This window comes from Streptomyces sp. CB02366 (assembly GCF_001905905.1).
GTDB lineage: Bacteria > Actinomycetota > Actinomycetes > Streptomycetales > Streptomycetaceae > Streptomyces.
This window is the reverse complement of the sequence record NZ_LIVT01000004.1, coordinates 303,711-322,332: the sequence shown is the minus strand read 5'-3', so window position 1 is coordinate 322,332 and position 18,622 is coordinate 303,711. Positions and strand designations below refer to the sequence as shown.

Genomic DNA, 18,622 nt, shown 5'->3' with positions numbered 1-18,622 from the left:
GGACCGACACCGACCAGGGCCGTCACGGCTCCGCCCGGGGCCCGGCGGGCCCCGGGCCGGGCAGGGGAGGGGGCGGCCCCACAGGCTAAGGTCTACGGACAGCACACAGGAGGCACCAGAGTTGATCTACGGCGCAATGAAGTTCTCCATCGGCGGCTCCCTGAAGCTCGCCTTCCGGCCGTGGGTGGAGGGCCTGGAGAACATTCCCGCGCGCGGTCCGGCGATCCTCGCGAGCAACCACCTGTCGTTCTCCGACTCGTTCTTCCTGCCGGCCGTGCTGGACCGCAAGGTCACGTTCATCGCCAAGGCCGAGTACTTCACCGCCCCCGGGGTCAAGGGCAAGCTCACCGCCGCCTTCTTCAAGGGCGTCGGCCAGCTCCCCGTGGACCGCTCCGGAGCGCGCGGCGCGGGCGAGGCGGCGATCAAGGCCGGCATCCAGGTCGTCGAGAGCGGCGGCCTCTTCGGCATCTACCCCGAGGGCACCCGCTCGCCCGACGGCCGTCTCTACCGGGGCAAGCCCGGCGGCCTGGCCCGGGTCGCGCTGGCCACCGGAGCGCCCGTCATCCCGGTCGCCATGATCGACACCGAGAAGATCCAGCCGCCCGGCCAGGTGATGCCCAAGCTGATGCGCCCCGGCATCAGGATCGGCAAGCCGCTCGACTTCAGCCGTTACCAGGGCATGGACGGCGACCGCTTCATCCTGCGCTCGGTGACCGACGAGGTTATGTACGAGATCATGAAGCTTTCCGGCCAGGAGTACGTCGACGTCTACGCCACCGCCGCCAAGCGCCAGATCGCCGAGGAGGCGAAGGCCAGGGCGGAGGAGGCCAAGCGGGAGCGGAAGCAGGCTGCCGCGAACGACGGAAACGGCACGGAACGGTCCGGCGCGTAACCGCGTCGTCCATCCTCCGGGGGGTGTGGCATGGCCAGGCGTGAGCGGGTCGTACGGATGTCGGTCGAGCTGCCGCTGTGGCGCGCCCTGACGGGCTACCGCGTGGGGACCGCGGTCTACGCGGTGCTGCTCGCCGCCTTCGCGCGGGAGAAGTTCGAGCGGCCCTGGGTGGCGGCGGCCTACCTGGGCTTCCTCGTCGTCTGGACGCTCGCCACCCTGCCTAAGGTCCGCTCCGCGGCCGCCTGCACCAAGCGCTTCCTCGGAGCGGACCTCGTCGTCGCGCTGGCCGGCATCCTGGTCACCCCGCTCGCCGACCTGGACTCCCAGACGTTCGACGGGCCGACGCTGCCCTCGATCTGGACGGCCGGCTCGGTCCTCGCCTTCGCCCTCAAGGGCGGCTGGCGGTGGGCGGCCTTCGCCTCCACGTTCGTCGCCGTCGCCAACATCATCCAGCGCGGCGACCCCAGCCGGGACACCTTCCACAACGTCCTGCTGGTCTGGGTCGCCTCCATCGCCATCGGATACGTCGTCGAGGTCGCCCGCGCCAGTGAGCGCACCCTGGCCCGCGCCCTGGAGATCGAGGCCGCCACCCGCGAACGCGAGCGGCTCGCCCGCGACATCCACGACAGCGTGCTCCAGGTCCTCGCCATGGTGCAGCGCCGGGGTACCGCGATCGGGGGCGAGGCGGCCGAGCTGGGCCGGCTCGCCGGGGAGCAGGAGGTCGCCCTGCGCACCCTGGTCTCCAGCGGTCTGACGCCCCCCACCCGGGTCTCCGAGAACGCCGCCGAGGGGGCGGTGGTCCGCACGGTCGAGGTGGACGACGACCCGCCCGGCGAGGAGGCGGACCGCGACCTGCGCGCCCTCCTCGCCCCGCACGCCGGATCCCGGACGAGCTTCGCCGAGCCGGGGGCCCCGGTCCTGCTCCCCGCGGCCCAGGCCCGGGAGCTGGCCGCCGCCGTCAGCGCCGCCCTGGACAACGTACGGGTGCACGCGGGCCCGGACGCCCGGGCGTGGATCCTGGTGGAGGACGAGCCGGACGAGGTGATCGTCACCGTCCGGGACGACGGTCCCGGCATCCCGGAGGGCAGGCTCGCCCAGGCGGAGGGCGAGGGGCGGCTCGGGGTGGCGCTCTCCATCCGGGGCCGCCTGCGCGACCTGGGCGGCACGGCAGAGCTGATCTCGGTGCCCGGGCAGGGCTGCGAGGTCGAGTTGAAGGTTCCCAGAGCACCGAGGGTTTCCCGGGGGAAGGCAGGATCGGCCCGATGAGTACGCACGACAGAGCACAGGACCAGCGGGAGGACGGCGGCCGGCCCATCAGGGTCATGGTCGTCGACGACCACCCGATGTGGCGCGACGCGGTCGCCCGCGACCTGGCCGAGGCCGGCTTCGACGTCGTCGCCACCGCCGGCGACGGCCCGGGCGCCGTCCGACGGGCCGGGGCCGTGGACCCGGACGTCCTCGTCCTCGACCTGAACCTGCCCGGCATGCCCGGCGTCCAGGTCTGCAAGAAGCTGGTCGGCGCCGCCCCGGGCCTGCGGGTCCTGGTCCTCTCCGCCAGCGGTGAGCACGCCGACGTCCTGGAGGCGGTGAAGTCCGGGGCCACCGGCTACCTGCTGAAGTCCGCTTCCACCCAGGAGCTGATCGAGGCCGTCCGCTCCACCGCCGCCGGAGATCCCGTCTTCACCCCGGGCCTGGCGGGCCTCGTCCTCGGCGAGTACCGCCGCCTCGCCTCCGACCCCGCCCCCGCGGCGCCGGACGAGCCCAAGGCCCCACAGCTCACCGACCGGGAGACCGAGGTGCTGCGGCTGGTCGCCAAGGGGCTCTCGTACAAGCAGATCGCCGAGCGCCTGGTCATCTCCCACCGCACCGTCCAGAACCACGTGCAGAACACCCTCGGCAAGCTCCAGCTGCACAACCGGGTGGAGCTGGTGCGGTACGCCATCGAGAGCGGTCTCGACGACGTCTGACCGGCGGGTTCCGGGGCGGGGCCGTATATTCGCGCGTGTACGGCCCCGCCCCGCCAACAGTTCCGGATCGGGAGACCCCGTGGAAATCCTGGCCTTCGGTGTGCAGTCCGACGAGAAGCCCCTGATCGAGAAAGCCTTCGCTGGGCTCCACGAGGTCCGCTGCCTGGACGTCTTCCTCAACCGGGACACCGCCCCCATCGCGGCCGGCTACGAGATCATCTCCACGAGCGTCAACGCCGACCTGAGCGCCCCGGTGCTCCAGACGCTCGCCGCGGGCGGCACGCAGATGATCGCCCAGCGCTCCACCGGCTTCAACAACATCGACCTGGACGTCGCCGAGCGGCTGGGCCTGCGTGTCGCCCGCGTCTCGTCCTACTCGCCGTACTCGGTCGCCGAGTTCGCCTGGGCCCTCGCCATGGCCGTCAACCGGCGCGTCATCCGCGCCGCGAGCCGCACCCGGGACTTCGACTTCCGGCTCGACGGGCTGCTCGGCCGGGACATGCACGGCCGGACCGCCGGGGTGCTCGGCACCGGCAAGATCGGTGAGGCGTTCACCCGGATCGCCCACGGCTACGGCATGAGGCTGCTCGGCTGGGACGTCGCCCGGAACCCGGCCTGCGTCGAGCTGGGCATGGAGTACGTGGAGAAGGAGCGGCTGCTCGCCGAGGCCGACCTGCTCAGCCTGCACGTACCGCTGCTCCCCGCCACCCGGCACGTCATCGACGAGGCCGCTCTGAAGGCGATGAAGGACGACGCGATCCTCGTCAACACCAGCCGCGGCGGCCTCGTCGACACCACCGCCCTGGTCGCCGAACTCCGCGCGGGCCGCTTCCTCGGCGTCGGACTCGACGTGTACGAGGCGGAGGCGGGACTGTTCTTCCTCGACAAGTCCCTGGAGGGCATCGACGACGACACCCTCGCCCGGCTGGTCACCTTCCCCAACGTCGTCGTCACCTCCCACCAGGCGTACTACACCGAGGACGCGGTGGGCCAGATCATCGACGCGACCGTCGCGAACGTCGTCGACCACCTGGCCCGCCGCCACAGCGAGAACGTCCTCGTGCCGAGGGCGTGAAGCCCGGCCCGCCACGGGCGGCCCCGCCTTCCGCTCAGCCCGCCACGGGCAGCCCCGCCAGCAGCTCCGTCACGATCGCCGAACCCCGCACGGTCAGCACCGACTCCGGGTGGAACTGCACCGAGGCGAAGCCCGGCCCCCGCAGTGCGTGCAGCTCGCCGCTCTCCTCGTCCCGGCTCACCTCGATCCCGTGCGCGGCCAGCTCGGCGGCGGCCGAGGCGTCGCACCGCCCGGTGAAGCTGTTGTAGAAGCCCACCGTCTCCGGCCGCCCGAACAGCCGGATCCCGGTCTGCGCCCCCTGGTACGGCACGGCCTTGCGGACGATCTCCAGCCCCAGCTCCGCCGCGATCAGCTCATGCCCCAGGCAGACGCCCAGCAGCCCGTGCCGGTGGTCCCGCAGCAGCTCGGCGGCGATCTCCCGCAGGAACCGCATCTTCGGGTCGCCCGGGTCGCCCGGGTCGCCCGGGCCGGGGCCCAGCACCACGGGCCCCGTGTGTGCCCGGACCGCCTCGCGCAGCCCCGGCTCGTCGTAGCGGCGCACCGAGACGTCCAGCCCGCCGGCCCGCAGCAGATGGGCCAGCATCGCGGTGAACGTGTCCTCGCCGTCCACCACCAGGGCATGGCCGGAAAGTTCCTGGGCGCGCTCCTGCATCCGCAGCCAGAACGGGGCGAGAGAGCCGCGCCGGGCCTCCAGCGCCGCCTGCACCCGGGGGTCGGCGGCCAGCCGGGGGCGGTGCGCCTCCGCGGCCGGCCGGCCCGGCCGCACCCCCAGCGCGGCGAGGATCCCGGCCGCCTTGGCGTGCGTCTCGGCGACCTCGCCCTCCGGGTCCGAGTGGCGTACGAGCGTGGCCCCGACCGGAACCCGCAGCGAGCCGTCGGGCGCGATGTCGGCGGTACGGATCAGGATCGGGGAGTCCAGGGTCTGCGCCCCGCTCGCGTCCCGGCCCAGCAGCGCCAGCGCGCCCGCGTAGTAGCCGCGGCCCCCGGGCTCGTAGCGCTCGATCACCCGGCACGCGTTCTGCACCGGGGAGCCGGTGACGGTCGCCGCGAACATCGTCTCGCGCAGCACGTCCCGCACATCCAGCGAGGACTTCCCGCGCAGCTCGTACTCGGTGTGGGCGAGGTGCGCCATCTCCTTGAGCCGGGGGCCGACCACCACCCCGCCCATGTCGCCCACCGTGCACATCATCTTCAGCTCCTCGTCGACCACCATGGACAGCTCCTCGCTCTCCTTGCGGTCCCCGAGGAACGCCAGCAGGCTCGTCGCGGTGGGCCCTCCGTCCGGGTAGCGGTAGGTCCCGCTGATCGGGTTCATCACGACCGTCCCGCCGGACATCCGCACATGCACCTCGGGGCTGGCCCCGACCAGCGTCCTGTCCCCGGTGTGGACGACGAACGTCCAGTACGCGCCCCGCTCGCCCGCCAGCAGCCGCCGGAACAGCGCCAGCGCGTCCGCCCGCCCGAACCCGGGGATCTCGCCCCGGAAGGTCCGCCGGATCACGAAGTTCGCGCCCTCGCCTCGACCGATCTCGTCCCGGATCACCCGCCGCACGATGTCCGCGTACTCCGCGTCCTGCACGTCGAAGCCGCGGTCCTCCACCGCCACGTCATGGGCGGGCAGCGCCGCCAGCACCTCCGCGAGCCCCAGCTCGTGCGTCTCGTCGGCGACCAGCACGCTCAGCGGGGTGCCGTCGTCGCGCACGTCGAAGCCGCGCTCGGCGATCTGCCGGAACGGCACCAGGGCCAGGGCCGGGGACGGGCCCACCGGCAGGTCGGCCAGCCGGTCCGCCTCCCGCACCCCGCCGATGAGCAGTTCGACGTGATCGTGGTCACGCCCGGGCGTCCGCCGCCGCAGCAGGGCGAAGGGCGGGGCCCCCTCCGCCAGCAGCCGGCTGACGAGGGCGGAGGCGGAGGGCGATGCGGTCTGGGACATGGGAGCGGGTTCCTTCCGGACGGCCCGGACGGGGCTCCCCAGGGGGGCCCGCACCGGGTTCACAGGGCGAGGAACGGCTTTTCGAACGAGAAAAAGGCCGCCCCTCGGGCGGCCTTCGCGATGTGTCAGCGCGATGTGTCAGCGGGCCGCCGGATGAGCGGTCCACCACCAGTTCGGGAGCGAGAGCTGGATCTGTTGCGTCGACATGCCCCGACCCTAGCGGACGATCCGGGCGGCGGAACAGGTGTCTCACCCATTGAGCGCCCGAATGGACGCCTTCCGCGACCCCGTAATGTTGGGAGCGTGACCGTGAACGCCAATACCTCCGTCGCCGGTGGCCACACCTGGCGAGACCTTCCCGCGGCGCAGCAGCCCGAGTACCCCGACTCCGAGGCCCTGCGCGATGTACTCGCGGACCTCGCGTCGTATCCGCCGCTCGTCTTCGCGGGCGAGTGCGACCAGCTGCGCGCCCGTCTGGGAGCCGTCGCCAAGGGCGAGGCGTTCCTGCTCCAGGGCGGCGACTGCGCCGAGGCCTTCGACGCCGTGTCCGCCGAGCACATCCGGGCCAAGCTGAAGACGCTCCTCCAGATGAGCGCCGTCCTGACCTACGCCGCCTCCGTGCCGGTCGTCAAGGTCGGCCGGATCGCCGGCCAGTACTCCAAGCCGCGCTCCAAGCCGACCGAGACCCGCGACGGCGTGACCCTGCCGACCTACCGCGGCGACTCGGTGAACGGCTTCGCCTTCACCGAGGAGGCCCGGATCCCGGACCCGGCCCGGCTGAAGCAGATGTACCACGCCTCCTCCTCCACGCTGAACCTGGTGCGCGCCTTCACCACCGGCGGCTACGCCGACCTGCGCCAGGTCCACGCCTGGAACCAGGACTTCGTGAAGTCGTCCCCGGCCGGCCAGCGCTACGAGGCCCTGGCCCGGGAGATCGACAACGCGCTCAACTTCATGAAGGCGTGCGGCACCGACCCGGCCGAGTTCAAGGCGGTCGAGTTCTACGCCTCGCACGAGGCCCTGCTGCTCGACTACGAGACGGCGCTGACCCGCACGGACTCGCGTACCGGCGAGCTGTACGACACCTCCGGCCACATGGTCTGGATCGGGGAGCGCACCCGCCAGATGGACGGCGCGCACATCGAGTTCGCCTCGAAGGTCCGCAACCCGATCGGCATCAAGCTCGGCCCGACGACCACCGTCGACGAGGCGCTCGGCTACATCGACCGCCTGGACCCCGAGCGCGAGCCCGGCCGGCTGACCTTCATCGTCCGCATGGGCGCCGACAAGGTCCGCGACAAGCTCCCCGAGCTGGTCGAGAAGGTCACCGCCTCCGGCGCGACCGTCGCCTGGGTCACCGACCCGATGCACGGCAACACCTTCGAGGCCGCCTCCGGCCACAAGACGCGCCGCTTCGACGACGTCCTGGACGAGGTCAAGGGCTTCTTCGAGGTCCACAAGGGCCTGGGCACCCACCCGGGCGGCATCCACGTGGAGCTCACCGGCGACGACGTCACCGAGTGCGTGGGCGGCGGCCACGAGATCTTCGTGGACGACCTGCACCAGCGCTACGAGACGGCCTGCGACCCCCGCCTCAACCGCAGCCAGTCCCTGGACCTGGCCTTCCTCGTCGCCGAGATGTACCGCGACCAGTAGGCGGTCCCGGGCGGGCGCAGCCGTGGGGCACGGATCCATGTGATCCGTGCCCCACGGCCGTATCCGGCCTTTTGCGCCGGTTGAGCGGCGGGTAAGGTTAGGTTAGCCTCACCGTGGAAATCGGGACGGCGCCCGTGACCGATCCGCAGGAAGGTGGCCCGCATGTACGTCTGTTCCTGCTTCGGCGTCACGGAAGCACAGGTCAAGAAGCACGCGGACGCCGGAGCCTGCACCCCCCGGCAGATCGCCTCCGCCTGCAAGGCCGGGACCGACTGCGGCGGATGTGTGCGCCGTATCCAGGCCCTGCTCGGCCGCGGCGACTGCGCCCGCCGCAAGCTGCTCGACCAGCGGCAGGAGCCCGCCGCCGTCGGCGCGATCGGGGACGTACGCCTCCCCGAAGCCGCCTGACCCCTCAGCTCTCCGGCTGCTCGATCAGCTGGGCGATGTAGAGCGGCTCCCCGAGCTTCTCGACCAGCTCCAGCTGCGTGTCGAGATAGTCGATGTGGTGCTCCTCGTCCGCCAGGATCGACTCGAAGATGTTCGCGGAGGTGATGTCGCCCTTGGCGCGCATCACCTCGATGCCCCGCTTGAGGCGGTCGATCGCCTCCACCTCGACCTGGCGGTCCGCCTGGAACATCTCGGTGACCGTCTGCCCCACCCGGACGTGGAACAGCCGCTGGTAGTTCGGCAGCCCGTCCAGGAACAGGATCCGGTCGGTGAGGACCTCGGCGTGCTTCATCTCGTCGAAGGACTCGGCCCGGGTGTACTTGGCGAGCTTGGTCCACCCGAAGTTCTCCTGCATCTTGGCGTGCAGGAAGTACTGGTTGATGGCGGTCAATTCGGCAGTCAGCTGCTCATTGAGAAACTCAAGGACCTCGGGGTCGCCCTGCATGGCAAAGGCTCCTTCCAACCGGTGATCGAACTGGCGAGTCGGCCAGATCCTCGCACCGCGCTCAGCGGCCGTCCAGTAAGTGCATGCTTAGTGCGAGTTGCCCGGATGGGGCCGGTCCTGGTCGTGACCACCCCTGCCTGTCTGTCACCATGGAGGCATGGGTCAGCCGGAAAGCCGGGAGAGTCGCGCAGCAGCAGAACAGTCGGAGCTTCCGCCGGGACAGCGATTGCAGCGCGGATGGCCGGTCACCCATTACGGGCCCGTTCCCAAGTTCAAGCCCGACCGGTGGGAATTCCGGGTCTTCGGGGCCACCGCCGACGGCGACAAACACTGCTGGAACCACCAGGAATTCTCCGCGCTGCCCTTCTCCTCGGTCGTCGCGGACCTCCACTGCGTGACGAAGTTCAGCATGCTCGGCGCGGAATGGGGCGGCGTCCCCGCCCGTACGGTCCTGGAACTCGCTCCGCCCGCCCCCGAGGCCACCCATGTGATGGTCTGGGCCGAGTACGGCTTCTCCTCGAACCTGCGCATGGCCGACTTCGCCTCCGAAGGCTCCCTCTTCGCCACCCACAAGGACGGCGAACTCCTCACCGCCGAACACGGCTTCCCGCTCCGCCTCGTCGTCCCGCACCTGTACGCGTGGAAGGGCCCGAAGTGGGTCCGGGGCATCGAGTACATGACGGCCGACCGGCGGGGCTTCTGGGAGGAGCGGGGCTACCACAACATCGGCGACCCCTGGTCCGAGCAGCGCTACTCCTACCAGGAAGAGCCCGGGGACGGCCCGGAGCTGTAGCCGTCACGGCCGGGGCGCGCCGCGCAGCCCTTTCAGCCGGGCCACGTCCGCCGCGTGCCCCTCCTTGCCGCCGGGCGTCTCGATGACCAGCGGTACGCCCTCGGTCGCCGGATGCCCGAACAGCTCACCGAACGGCTCCGCCCCGATGTGACCGGACCCGATGTTCTCGTGCCGGTCCTTGTGCGCCCCCACCGCCTCCTTGGAGTCGTTGGCGTGGATCAGCTTGAGCCGCCCCGCGCCGACCGTCCCCACCAGCAGGTCCAGCGTCTGCCGCATCCCGGACGGGCCGGTCAGATCGTGGCCCGCCGCGTAGATGTGGCAGGTGTCCAGACAGATCCCCAGCTTCGGGTGGGCGTCCAGCGCCTCGAAGTACGGCCCGAAGTCCCAGGTCCGCGAGCAGAGCGAGGAGCCCTGCCCGGCCGTCGACTCCAGCAGCAGGTCCGGGTCGTCGTCGCGGGTCAGCTCGTCCAGCAGCGGGAGCATGCGCTCGCGCACCTGCGCCAGCGCCTGCGCGCGCGGCCTCCCGCCGGTGGCGGAACCGGTGTGCACCACCACGCCCCGCGCGCCGATCTCCCGGGCCCGCCGCAGCGAGTGGCGCAGGGAGTCCACGGACTTCTCCACCGTCGCCCCGGTGTGCGACCCGAAGTTGATCAGGTACGGGGCGTGCACGTACGCCGGGATGGAGGCCGCCGCGCACCCGGCGCGGAACAGCTCGTCCTGCGCCGGGTTCCCGGCGGGCGTCGCCCAGCCGCGCGGGTTGGCCACGAAGACCTGCACGGCCTCCGCCGCCAGCTCCCGGGCGTACTCCAGGCCGACCTTGGCCAGGCCGCCGGCCACCGGGACGTGGCCGCCCACCGGATTGCGCAGAGCGTGCATGCGGTTCTAGAACCCCTTGGTCTCGATGGTGATCGTGGACCCCTCGGGGGCCCGCTCGCCGCCGTCCACGGACTGGCTCGCGACCGTGTCGCTGAAGGAGAGGAAAGGCCGGTCGACCTTCACCTCGAAGCCCGCCTCCTCCAGTGTGCTCCGCGCCTCGTCGACGTTGCGGCCGGTGACGTCCGGGACGTCCACCAGGCGGGGGCCCTTGGAGACGGTCAGCTCGACCGTGTCGCCCTCGGCGGCCTCGGTCCCCTCGCCGGGGGACTGCTCGGCGACGTCGCCCGCCACCTCGGAGGAGTGGACCCGGCCGGGCAGCGCCTCGGCCTTGAGCCCCTCGGCCTCCAGCTCGGCGGTGGCGTCCTGGACGGAGAGCCCGGTGACGTCCGGCACCTCGACGGGGGCGCCCTTGCTGACGACGAGCGCCACGGCCGTGTCCGGGTGGCGGTCGGCGCCCGCGCGGGGGTCCGTGCGGACCACCTCGCCCCGGGGCACGTCCTCGCTGAACTCCCTGGTCACCATGCCGGGCACCAGCCCCGCCTTCTTCAGGGAGCGCCGGGCGTCCGCGAGGGAGCTGCCCGCCACGTCCGGCACCCGCACGATCTCCGGGCCCCGGGAGACCACGAGCTTCACCGAGCCGTTGCCCCGGATCCGGTCGCCCGACGCGGGGTCGCTGCGCACGACCTCACCCCGCTCGACGCTGTCGCTGAAGACCCGGTCCACGCCCTTGAGGCCGAGGCCAGCCTCGGCGATCCGCCGCTCGGCCTCCTGCTGGGTCTGGCCGAGCAGCGGGGGGACCCGGGTGAACTGCCCGGAGTTGATGTACCAGACGCCGGTGCCGACGCCGAGCGTCAGCAGGACGGCGGTCAGCACCAGGATCAGGGTGCGGTGCGGTCCGCCGAAGGGCCCGCGCCGCAGCAGCGGCCGCCGGGGGGCGGGCCCCGCGGGCGGCGCCTCCAGGCGGCTGGTGCGGTGCACGGCCCCGGCGCCGTCCGCCGGGAGGGCGCGCGGGAGCACGCTCGTACGGTCCTCCGCGCCGTCATGGACGTCCGACAGGGCCTGCGGCGGCACGGCGTCTAGCTCGGCCTCGGACAGTCCGGCGCGGGCCTCGCGGGCCTCGGCCAGCAGCAGCACCGCGTCGTGCGGGCGCACCTCGGGATTGCGGGCGGTGGCGCTCGCCACCAGGCCGTCCAGCGCCACCGGGAGCCCCGGCACGACGGCGGAGGGGGGCGGTACGTCGGAGTTGAGGTGCTGGTAGATGACCTGGGCGGCGTTCTCGCCGGTGTACGGCTTGGCGCCGGTCAGCATCTCGTACAGCACGACCCCGCAGGCGTAGACGTCGCTGCGGGTGTCGGCCGAACCGTGCTCGATCTGCTCGGGGGCCAGGTACGACACCGTGCCCAGCAGCGACCCGGTGGTGTCGGTGGCCGTGCCGACCGCCCTGACCAGGCCGAAGTCGGCGACCTTCACCCGGCCGTCGTCCCCTATGAGGACGTTCTCCGGCTTCATGTCGCGGTGCACGAACCCCGCCCGGTGCGCCGCCCCGAGCGCGGCGAGGACCGGCTCCAGGATGTCCAGCGCCGCCCGGGGCCGCAGCGCCCCGCGCTCGCGCAGCACGTCCCGCAGGGTGCAGCCCGCCACGTACTCCATCGCCAGGTAGACGTACGCGCCCTGGGCGCCCTGGTCGAAGACCGCGACCACGTTGGGGTGCGCGAGGCGCGCCACCGACTTGGCCTCCCGGATGAAGCGCTCGACGAAGGAGACGTCGGTGGCGAGCGCCGGGTGCATCACCTTGAGGGCGAGCACCCGGTCCAGGCGGGTGTCCACGGCCCGGTAGACCGTGGCCATCCCGCCGACGGCGATGCGCGCCTCAATGCGATACCGGCCGTCGAGCAGCTGCCCGACGAGGGGGTCCTGGAGGGTCGTGTCCACCCCGAGAGTCTACGAGCCGCCGCCGACACGCCGGACGGCCCGGGGCGTCCCCGGGGCCGTTCTGCAGCCGATCCGTGACAGGGCCCCGCCCCAGGTGGGGCGGGACCCCGGCCGGGCGGGGGCTCTGACCGGGCGGCTCCACCCACAGCCCCGGTGGCCTGGCGGGCGGGGGACCTCAGAACGCCGGGCGTTCTGGGTCGAGCGCCGCCCGCCCGGCCACCGGGGACGACGCCTCGGCGAAGTGGCGGCGCGGAATCCGGCCGGCCCGGTACGCGAGCCGCCCGGCCTCCACCGCGTGACGCATCGCACCCGCCATCAGCTCGGGCTCCTGGGCCCGGGTCACCGCGGAGGCGAGCATCACGGCCGCGCACCCCAGCTCCATCGCCTGCGCCGCGTCCGAGGCCGTCCCGGCCCCCGCGTCGAGGATCACGGGCACCCCGGCCCGCTCGACGATCAGCTCGAAGTTGTGCGGGTTGCGGATGCCGAGCCCGGAGCCGATGGGGGAGCCCAGCGGCATGATCGCCGCGCACCCCACGTCCTCCAGCTTCCGGGCCAGCACCGGATCGTCGTTGGTGTAGGGAAGCACCACGAACCCGTCGTCCACCAGGGTCTCCGCCGCGTCCAGCAGCTCGATCGGGTCGGGCAGCAGGGTCCGCTCGTCGGCGATCACCTCCAGCTTCACCCAGTTCGTGCCGAGCGCCTCCCGGGCCAGCCGGGCGGTCAGCACCGCCTCGCCCGCGGTGAAGCAGCCCGCGGTGTTCGGCAGCACCTGGACGGAGAGCCGCTCCAGCACCGAGAGCACCGACCCCCGGACGGTCGGGTCCAGCCGTCGCATCGCGACCGTGGTCAGCTCGGTGCCCGACGCGATCAGCGAACGCTCCAGCACCTCCAGACTCGGCGCCCCGCCGGTGCCCATGATCAGTCGCGAGCCGAAGGCGGCGGGCCCCAGCGTGAAGACGTCGTCCGACATGGTCAGCCTCCCTGGACGGCGGTCAGGACCTCGACGCGGTCGCCCTCACCGAGCGGGGTCGCGGCCCACCGGCCGCGCGGGACGACGCTCTCGTTGACGGCGGCGGCGACCCCGGCGGGGGCCCGCGTCAGGGCGGCGACGAGGGCGCCCAGATCCGTTCCGGCGGGAACGGCCCGGACCTCCCCGTTCACGGAGACGGAGACGGTTCCCGGCACGGCGGCTTCGGGTGCGGGGGCGGCTTCGGGTACGGCGGCGGCTTCGGGCCCGGCCGCGGAGCCGGTCGGGGGAGCGGCGGCTGCCGGTGCGGCGGACTGCTGGGTCATACGGACTGCTCCTGGGGTACGGGGGCGGGGGCGGGCTCGAAGCGGGCCGGGGAGAAGGGGCGGGCCGCCTCGGGCAGCTCGCCGGTGGTGAGCGCGTCGGCCATCGCGTCCCCGGTCACGGCCGTCAGCAGCACGCCGTTGCGGTGGTGGCCGGTGGCGAACAGCAGGCCGGGCAGGGCGGTCGGGCCGAGCAGCGGGGCGTTGTCCGGGGACGCGGGACGCAGACCGGCCCGGGTCTCGGTCAACGGCAGCTCCGTGATCCCCGGCACCAGCTCGTGGGCGTCGCGCAGCAGTTCGTAGACCCCTCCGGCGGTGACCGTGGTGTCCCAGCCCATCTCCTCGCTGGTGGCCCCGACGACCAGCTCGCCGTTCTCGCGCGGTACCAGGTAGAGGTGGCCGCCCCGGACCACCGCGCGCACGGTGCGGCTGAGGAAGGGGGCGTACGCCGGGGGCACGGTGAGCCGCAGGACCTGGCCCTTCACCGGCCGTACCGGCGGCACGAGCTCCGGCGGGAGCCCCGCCAGCCGGCCGCTGAGGCTGCCCGCCGCGAGGACGACCTGGTCGGCCGCGAACTCCGTGCCGTCGCCGAGCAGCGCCCCGGCGGCCCGGCCCCCGGCGACGGTGAGCCGCTCGGCGGTCGTCCGGCGGAAGGCGACCCCGGCCCGCTCGCACGCGGTCAGCAGCGCCGCGGCGAGGCGGCGCGGGTCCACCTGGTGGTCGCCGTCGACCCGGAGGCCGCCCCGCACCCCCGGGGCCAGCATCGGCTCCAGGCGGCGGCACTCACGGCCGCTCAGCCAGACCGATTCCAGGCCCGACCGCTCCTGGAGGGCGTGCAGTTCGCGCAGGTGCGCCCGGTCGTCGGAGTCCAGCGCGACGGCGAGCGTGCCGCAGGTCCGGAAGCCGGTGTCCCGGCCGCTCGCCTCCTCCAACTCCTCGACGAACGCCGGATAACGGGCGGCCGAGAGGAGGTTGAGGCCGAGCAGCGTCTGCTCGCCGTAGTGCAGTTCGGTGACGGCGGCCAGCATGCCCGCCGCGACCCGGGCGGCCCCGCCGCCCGGCGCCGGATCGGCCACGGTGACCGCCAGCCCGCGCTGGGCGGCCCGCCAGGCGGTGACCAGGCCGATGACGCCGCCCCCCACGACGAGGACGTCGGCTCCGTCCGGCCCCGGTGTTCTTCCCGGAGCCCCGGTGGTGTCTCCCGCGACGTGCATGGGTGTCCAGCCCCTCCCTTCGCCGGCATGACCCGGATCAGGTTCGTACGGTCGGAGGCCGGTCAGCCTCCCTCTCAGCCCGGTGCGTCCGGGCTCCCGCGAGTGTTCTACCTTGGCCACCCTAAACCCCGCCGCCCACCGCCCAGTAGGGGAGCAGCCGCCATGGCCCGTTCGCTCGACGGACTCGTCCTCGCACCCGTCGCCGACCAGGCCCCCGGCCAGGTCGGAACCCGCACCCGGTTCGCGTACCACGAGGAGGGCGGCCGGATCTGGGCCGAGTACACGGGCGGCGACGTGGTCCGCGGCCATCTCGTCGGCACCCGGCACGGGGACGCGCTGGACTTCCGCTACGTCCAGCTCAAGCAGGACGGAAGCACCTCGTCCGGGCACTGCCTCTCCACCGTCGTGGACCTCCCGGACGGCAGGGTGCGGCTGGAGGAGCGGTGGGCGTGGGAGTCCCAGGAGGGCTGCGGGACCAGCGTGGTGGAGGAGCTGCCCTCCTGACGGACGGCGTCCTGGCGGCGGCCCGCCCGCCTCCCGGCGCCACCCCTTCCGGCGGCCCCCTTCCTGACGCTTTGTCAGGTGATTAGGGTGGACGGGTGAGCGAGCAGCAGACGGAGAAGAGCCCCGCCCGGAACGTCGTGATCGTCGGAGCGGGCATGGCCGGCGTGCAGAGCGCCGTCGCCCTGCGCGAGGCGGGCTTCGCCGGGCCCGTGACCCTGATCGGCGCCGAGCCCCACCAGCCCTACGACCGGCCCCCGCTGTCCAAGGCCGTGCTGCTGGGCAAGGCCGAGGACTCCGCGTTCGACGTCGACTTCGAGGCGCTGGACATCACCCTGCGCCTCGGCCTGGACGTCACCGCCCTGCGCGCCGCCGACCACCTGCTGGACACCGCCGACGGACCCGTCCCCTACGACGCCCTGATCATCGCGACCGGCGCGGAGCCCGTCGCCCTGCCCGGCTCCGAGGGCGTGCCCGGGGTCCATCTGCTGTGCACGCTCGACGACGCCGCCCGGCTGCGGCCCGTCCTGGAGCGGCAGCACGACGTGGTCGTCGTCGGGGCGGGGTGGATCGGCGCGGAGTTCGCCACCGCGGCCCGCGCCGCGGGCTGCGCGGTCACCGTCGTCGAGGCCGCCGCCCGCCCGCTCGCCGGAACCCTGCCCGCGGAGGTGACCGCCCCGATGACCGCCTGGTACGCGGAGAGCGGCGCCGAACTCCTCACCGGCGCCCGGGTCGACCGCGTCGAGGAGGGAGCCGTCGTCCTCGCGGACGGCCGGGCGCTGCCCGCCGGGGCCGTGGTCGTCGGCATCGGCGCGCGCCCCGCCACCGGGTGGCTGGCCGGCTCCGGGGTCGCGCTCGGCCCGGACGGCTCGGTCACCGCCGACAGCGCGCTGCGCACCTCGCTGCCCGACGTGTACGCGGTCGGGGACTGCGCCTCCTTCCCCTCCGCCCGCTACGGCGCCCGCCTCCTGGTCCATCACTGGGACAACGCGCTCCAGGGCCCGCGCACCGCCGCCGCCTCGATCACGGCCGCCGGGACCGGCGCGCCGCTGCCCGTCCACGACCCCGTCCCGTACTTCTGGTCCGAGCAGTTCGGGCGCTTCGTCCAGTACGCCGGCCACCACGCGGACGCCGACACCCTGCTGTGGCGCGGCGACGGGGCGGACCCGGCCTGGTCGGTGTGCTGGCTGCGCGAGGGCGCGCTGGTCGCCGTGCTGGCCGTGGGCCGCCCGCGCGATCTCGCCCAGGGGCGCAGGCTCATCGAGTCGGGGGCCGCCCTCGATCCGGAGAAGGCCGCCGACCCCGCCGTACCCCTGAAGTCCGCCGCCCTCTGAGGGGGGCCGCCCCGCCGGACGGCCACCGGCCCGCCGCGTCCCCGCCCCCGTACGGTCGGGCCCGGCTACCGGCTGTCGGTCCTGGATGGCACGCTTGTCCTCGTGACCGAGATTGACGCAAAGACCGATGCTCTCGTCCCTGCCTGGCTCCACCTTCCCGACATCGCCGAAATGCTCGGCGTCGAGGTGACGCGCGTGCGCCAGCTGGTCAAGGAGGGCCAGCTCATCGCCGTGCGCCGCGGGGAGAACCGGACGCTCCAGGTGCCCGCCGCCTTCATCGACGGCGACAAGGTGGTCAAGGGCCTCTCCGGCACCCTGACCCTCCTGAGGGACGACGGCTTCTCCGACGAAGAGATGCTGGAGTGGCTCTTCACCCCCGACCCGACCCTGCCCGGCACCCCCGCGCAGGCGCTGAGCGAGAATCGCGGGACGGAGGTGAAGCGCCGCGCCCAGGCGCTCGCCGTCTGACCGATCCGACAGGAAGCGGTGCACGGGCCGTTCGACGCGGCCCGTGCACCGTCACGACCACGGGGGAGCGCCACCGATGTCCACGATCCGCGAGCAGCTGTCCGACGCCCGGCTCTACCTCTGCACGGACGCCCGCAAGGACCGGGGCGACCTGCCCGCCTTCCTGGACGCGGTGCTCGCCTCCGGCGTCGACATCGTCCAGCTCCGGGACAAGGGCATGGAGGCCGCCGAGGAGCTGGAGCACCTCGCGGTGTTCGCCGACGCCTGCCGTCGGCACGGCAAGCTCCTCGCGGTGAACGACCGTGCCGACGTCGCCCACGCCGTCGGCGCCGACGTCTTCCACCTCGGCCAGGGCGACCTGCCGGTCCCCGCGGCCCGCGCGATCATCGGCGCCGACCGGATCGTCGGCCGCTCCACGCACGCCGAGGCGGAGGTCGACGCGGCCGTCGCCCAGGACGGCGTGGACTACTTCTGCACCGGCCCCTGCTGGCCCACCCCCACCAAGCCCGGCCGCCACGCCCCCGGCCTCGGCCTCGTGCGCTACGCGGCCTCGCTCGACCAGCCGCGCCCCTGGTTCGCGATCGGCGGGATCGACGCGGGCAACCTGGACCAGGTGCTGGACGCCGGAGCCCGCCGCGTCGTCGTCGTCCGGGCCCTCACCGAGGCCGCCGACCCGGCAGCCGCCACCGCCGAACTGGCCCGCCGCATCCGGGCGCGGTCGCTCTGAGACCCGCCCGTCGGCGGCGCACGTCCCGGGATGCTGTCCGAGGACTGGACAACAGTCCGGCAAAACGAGACAAAGTTCCCCGCTCCGGTTGGGGGAGCGTCCACGCGCTGGTTAACCTCCCCTCATGGCCCTCGGCACACCCTCCACCAGGACGGATCACGCGCGCACCGTGCGTGACCTGCTAGCGACCGGCAAGACGTCGTACTCCTTCGAGTTCTGGGCGCCCAAGACGGAGAAGGGCGAGCGGAACCTCTGGAACGCGCTGCGCCGGGTCGAGGCGGTCCGCCCGAGCTTCGTCTCCGTGACCTACGGCGCCGGCGGCTCCACCCGCGCCGGGACGGTCAAGGCCACCCAGGAGATCGCGGCGGACTCCACCCTCACCCCCGTCGCCCACCTCACCGCGGTCGACCACTCGGTCGCCGAACTGCGCAACATGGTCGGCCAGTACGCGGACGCGGGCATCAGGAACATCCTCGCCGTCCGCGGCGACCCGCCGGGCGACCCGATGGGCGAGTGGATCGAGCACCCGCAGGGCGTGAAGTACGCGGCCGACCTGGTGCGGCTCATCAAGGAGGCGGGCGACTTCTGCGTCGGCGTCGCGGCCTTTCCCGAAATGCACCCCCGGTCCACCGACTGGGAGACGGACATCGGACATTTCGTCGACAAGTGCCGGGCGGGCGCGGACTACGCGATCACCCAGATGTTCTTCCGCCCGCAGGACTACCTCCGCATGCGTGACCGCGTGGTCGCGGCGGGTTGCGACACCCCGGTGATCCCCGAAGTCATGCCCCTCACCAGCGTCAAGCAATTGGAAAAGTTCTCCCAGCTCAGCAACGCGACCGTGCCCGAGCCGCTGAAAGAGCGCATCCTCGCCGCCAAGGACGATCCGGCCGCTGTACGCTCCATTGGCATCGAGTTCGCAACGGAGTTCTGCGCGGAGCTGCTGTCCGAGGGTGTGCCCGGACTGCACTTCATCACGCTCAACAACTCGACGGCTACGCTCGAAATCTACGAGAAACTCGGACTGCACAAGCAGTCGTGACCGGTCGTACCCGCCGCCGACGCGGCTACG

19 protein-coding genes and 1 riboswitch are annotated in these 18,622 nt (G+C 73.1%); of the genes, 12 read left to right on the top strand and 7 right to left on the bottom strand.

Annotated features, from left to right (window positions below; all coding sequences use genetic code 11):
• Positions 1 to 121 precede the first annotated feature (121 nt).
• The 4 genes from AMK24_RS15780 (at position 122) to AMK24_RS15765 (ending at position 3,934) form a co-directional block, all read left to right on the top strand.
• Positions 122 to 892, top strand: a complete 771-nt coding sequence (locus AMK24_RS15780) for a lysophospholipid acyltransferase family protein (RefSeq protein ID WP_073769375.1) — start codon at positions 122 to 124, stop codon at positions 890 to 892.
• 30 nt (positions 893 to 922) lie between these two features.
• Positions 923 to 2,158, top strand: a complete 1,236-nt coding sequence (gene macS / locus AMK24_RS15775; protein WP_073769374.1) for a MacS family sensor histidine kinase — start codon at positions 923 to 925, stop codon at positions 2,156 to 2,158.
• Entirely contained in the window at positions 2,155 to 2,859 is a 705-nt protein-coding gene (locus AMK24_RS15770; protein WP_073769373.1) for a response regulator, read from the top strand. Before macS ends, AMK24_RS15770 begins: the two co-directional genes overlap by 4 nt.
• A 79-nt stretch (positions 2,860 to 2,938) precedes the next feature.
• Positions 2,939 to 3,934, top strand: a complete 996-nt coding sequence (locus AMK24_RS15765; protein WP_073769372.1) for a 2-hydroxyacid dehydrogenase — start codon at positions 2,939 to 2,941, stop codon at positions 3,932 to 3,934.
• Positions 3,935 to 3,968: 34 nt separating this feature from the next.
• On the opposite strand, the gene AMK24_RS15760 is transcribed toward AMK24_RS15765, so the two are convergent.
• The gene (locus AMK24_RS15760; RefSeq protein ID WP_073769371.1) at positions 3,969 to 5,867 is read right to left on the bottom strand and encodes an anthranilate synthase family protein; all 1,899 of its coding nucleotides are present in this window, start codon (positions 5,865 to 5,867) and stop codon (positions 3,969 to 3,971) included.
• Between the two features lie 309 nt (positions 5,868 to 6,176).
• On the opposite strand from AMK24_RS15760, the gene AMK24_RS15755 reads away from it, so the two are divergent.
• Positions 6,177 to 7,523, top strand: a complete 1,347-nt coding sequence (locus AMK24_RS15755) for a class II 3-deoxy-7-phosphoheptulonate synthase (protein WP_073769586.1) — start codon at positions 6,177 to 6,179, stop codon at positions 7,521 to 7,523.
• 162 nt (positions 7,524 to 7,685) lie between these two features.
• Positions 7,686 to 7,931: a (2Fe-2S)-binding protein gene (locus tag AMK24_RS15750; RefSeq protein ID WP_073769370.1), complete on the top strand. Its 246-nt coding sequence runs from the start codon at positions 7,686 to 7,688 to the stop codon at positions 7,929 to 7,931.
• 4 nt (positions 7,932 to 7,935) lie between these two features.
• On the opposite strand, the gene bfr is transcribed toward AMK24_RS15750, so the two are convergent.
• Positions 7,936 to 8,415: a bacterioferritin gene (bfr, locus tag AMK24_RS15745; RefSeq protein WP_073769369.1), complete on the bottom strand. Its 480-nt coding sequence runs from the start codon at positions 8,413 to 8,415 to the stop codon at positions 7,936 to 7,938.
• A gap of 157 nt (positions 8,416 to 8,572) precedes the next feature.
• Between bfr and AMK24_RS15740 the strand changes: the two genes are divergently transcribed.
• A complete protein-coding gene (locus AMK24_RS15740; protein WP_073769368.1) occupies positions 8,573 to 9,208 on the top strand; it encodes a sulfite oxidase-like oxidoreductase in 636 nt (211 codons plus the stop codon).
• Between the two features lie 3 nt (positions 9,209 to 9,211).
• Here AMK24_RS15740 and AMK24_RS15735 read toward each other — a convergent pair whose 3' ends face one another.
• The 5 genes from AMK24_RS15735 to thiO all read right to left on the bottom strand — a co-directional run bounded on the left by AMK24_RS15735 (position 9,212) and on the right by thiO (position 14,520).
• Positions 9,212 to 10,084 (bottom strand): deoxyribonuclease IV, encoded by an 873-nt coding sequence (locus AMK24_RS15735; protein WP_073769367.1) that lies wholly within the window; start codon positions 10,082 to 10,084, stop codon positions 9,212 to 9,214.
• 6 nt (positions 10,085 to 10,090) lie between these two features.
• A complete protein-coding gene (gene pknB / locus AMK24_RS15730) occupies positions 10,091 to 12,016 on the bottom strand; it encodes a Stk1 family PASTA domain-containing Ser/Thr kinase (RefSeq protein ID WP_073769366.1) in 1,926 nt (641 codons plus the stop codon).
• A gap of 175 nt (positions 12,017 to 12,191) precedes the next feature.
• A complete protein-coding gene (locus AMK24_RS15725) occupies positions 12,192 to 12,986 on the bottom strand; it encodes a thiazole synthase (RefSeq protein ID WP_073769365.1) in 795 nt (264 codons plus the stop codon).
• A 2-nt stretch (positions 12,987 to 12,988) separates the two neighbouring features.
• Positions 12,989 to 13,309, bottom strand: coding sequence for a sulfur carrier protein ThiS (gene thiS, locus AMK24_RS15720; RefSeq protein WP_079190530.1), 321 nt, complete (start codon positions 13,307 to 13,309; stop codon positions 12,989 to 12,991).
• Positions 13,306 to 14,520 (bottom strand): glycine oxidase ThiO, encoded by a 1,215-nt coding sequence (gene thiO, locus AMK24_RS15715; protein WP_073769364.1) that lies wholly within the window; start codon positions 14,518 to 14,520, stop codon positions 13,306 to 13,308. Before thiO ends, thiS begins: the two co-directional genes overlap by 4 nt.
• Positions 14,518 to 14,630, bottom strand: a riboswitch (TPP riboswitch). It overlaps the preceding gene by 3 nt.
• Positions 14,631 to 14,682: 52 nt before the next feature.
• On the opposite strand from thiO, the gene AMK24_RS15710 reads away from it, so the two are divergent.
• From AMK24_RS15710 to metF, 5 genes are all read left to right on the top strand, one after another.
• Complete coding sequence (locus AMK24_RS15710; RefSeq protein WP_073769363.1) at positions 14,683 to 15,024, top strand: hypothetical protein; 342 nt, start codon at positions 14,683 to 14,685, stop codon at positions 15,022 to 15,024.
• A 155-nt stretch (positions 15,025 to 15,179) separates the two neighbouring features.
• Positions 15,180 to 16,355 (top strand): NAD(P)/FAD-dependent oxidoreductase, encoded by a 1,176-nt coding sequence (locus AMK24_RS15705; RefSeq protein WP_242435180.1) that lies wholly within the window; start codon positions 15,180 to 15,182, stop codon positions 16,353 to 16,355.
• 102 nt (positions 16,356 to 16,457) lie between these two features.
• Positions 16,458 to 16,823, top strand: coding sequence for an Rv2175c family DNA-binding protein (locus tag AMK24_RS15700; RefSeq protein ID WP_073769361.1), 366 nt, complete (start codon positions 16,458 to 16,460; stop codon positions 16,821 to 16,823).
• A gap of 76 nt (positions 16,824 to 16,899) precedes the next feature.
• On the top strand, positions 16,900 to 17,550 hold the full coding sequence (gene thiE, locus AMK24_RS15695; protein WP_073769360.1) for a thiamine phosphate synthase: 651 nt from the start codon (positions 16,900 to 16,902) through the stop codon (positions 17,548 to 17,550).
• A 124-nt stretch (positions 17,551 to 17,674) separates the two neighbouring features.
• Positions 17,675 to 18,592 (top strand): methylenetetrahydrofolate reductase [NAD(P)H], encoded by a 918-nt coding sequence (gene metF, locus AMK24_RS15690; RefSeq protein WP_073769359.1) that lies wholly within the window; start codon positions 17,675 to 17,677, stop codon positions 18,590 to 18,592.
• Positions 18,593 to 18,622: the final 30 nt, after the last annotated feature.

Excerpts from the sequence above, each read along its gene's own strand:
- AMK24_RS15725 (WP_073769365.1), bottom strand. The coding sequence starts at position 12,986 with ATGTCGGACGACGTCTTCACGCTGGGGCCCGCCGCCTTCGGCTCGCGA.
- AMK24_RS15740 (WP_073769368.1), top strand. The coding sequence starts at position 8,573 with ATGGGTCAGCCGGAAAGCCGGGAGAGTCGCGCAGCAGCAGAACAGTCG.
- AMK24_RS15750 (WP_073769370.1), top strand. The coding sequence starts at position 7,686 with ATGTACGTCTGTTCCTGCTTCGGCGTCACGGAAGCACAGGTCAAGAAG.
- AMK24_RS15770 (WP_073769373.1), top strand. The coding sequence starts at position 2,155 with ATGAGTACGCACGACAGAGCACAGGACCAGCGGGAGGACGGCGGCCGG.
- metF (WP_073769359.1), top strand. The coding sequence starts at position 17,675 with ATGGCCCTCGGCACACCCTCCACCAGGACGGATCACGCGCGCACCGTG.
- thiO (WP_073769364.1), bottom strand. The coding sequence starts at position 14,520 with ATGCACGTCGCGGGAGACACCACCGGGGCTCCGGGAAGAACACCGGGG.
- AMK24_RS15760 (WP_073769371.1), bottom strand. The coding sequence starts at position 5,867 with ATGTCCCAGACCGCATCGCCCTCCGCCTCCGCCCTCGTCAGCCGGCTG.
- AMK24_RS15735 (WP_073769367.1), bottom strand. The coding sequence starts at position 10,084 with ATGCACGCTCTGCGCAATCCGGTGGGCGGCCACGTCCCGGTGGCCGGC.
- macS (WP_073769374.1), top strand. The coding sequence starts at position 923 with ATGGCCAGGCGTGAGCGGGTCGTACGGATGTCGGTCGAGCTGCCGCTG.
- AMK24_RS15705 (WP_242435180.1), top strand. The coding sequence starts at position 15,180 with ATGGCCGGCGTGCAGAGCGCCGTCGCCCTGCGCGAGGCGGGCTTCGCC.
- thiE (WP_073769360.1), top strand. The coding sequence starts at position 16,900 with ATGTCCACGATCCGCGAGCAGCTGTCCGACGCCCGGCTCTACCTCTGC.
- thiS (WP_079190530.1), bottom strand. The coding sequence starts at position 13,309 with ATGACCCAGCAGTCCGCCGCACCGGCAGCCGCCGCTCCCCCGACCGGC.
- AMK24_RS15710 (WP_073769363.1), top strand. The coding sequence starts at position 14,683 with ATGGCCCGTTCGCTCGACGGACTCGTCCTCGCACCCGTCGCCGACCAG.
- bfr (WP_073769369.1), bottom strand. The coding sequence starts at position 8,415 with ATGCAGGGCGACCCCGAGGTCCTTGAGTTTCTCAATGAGCAGCTGACT.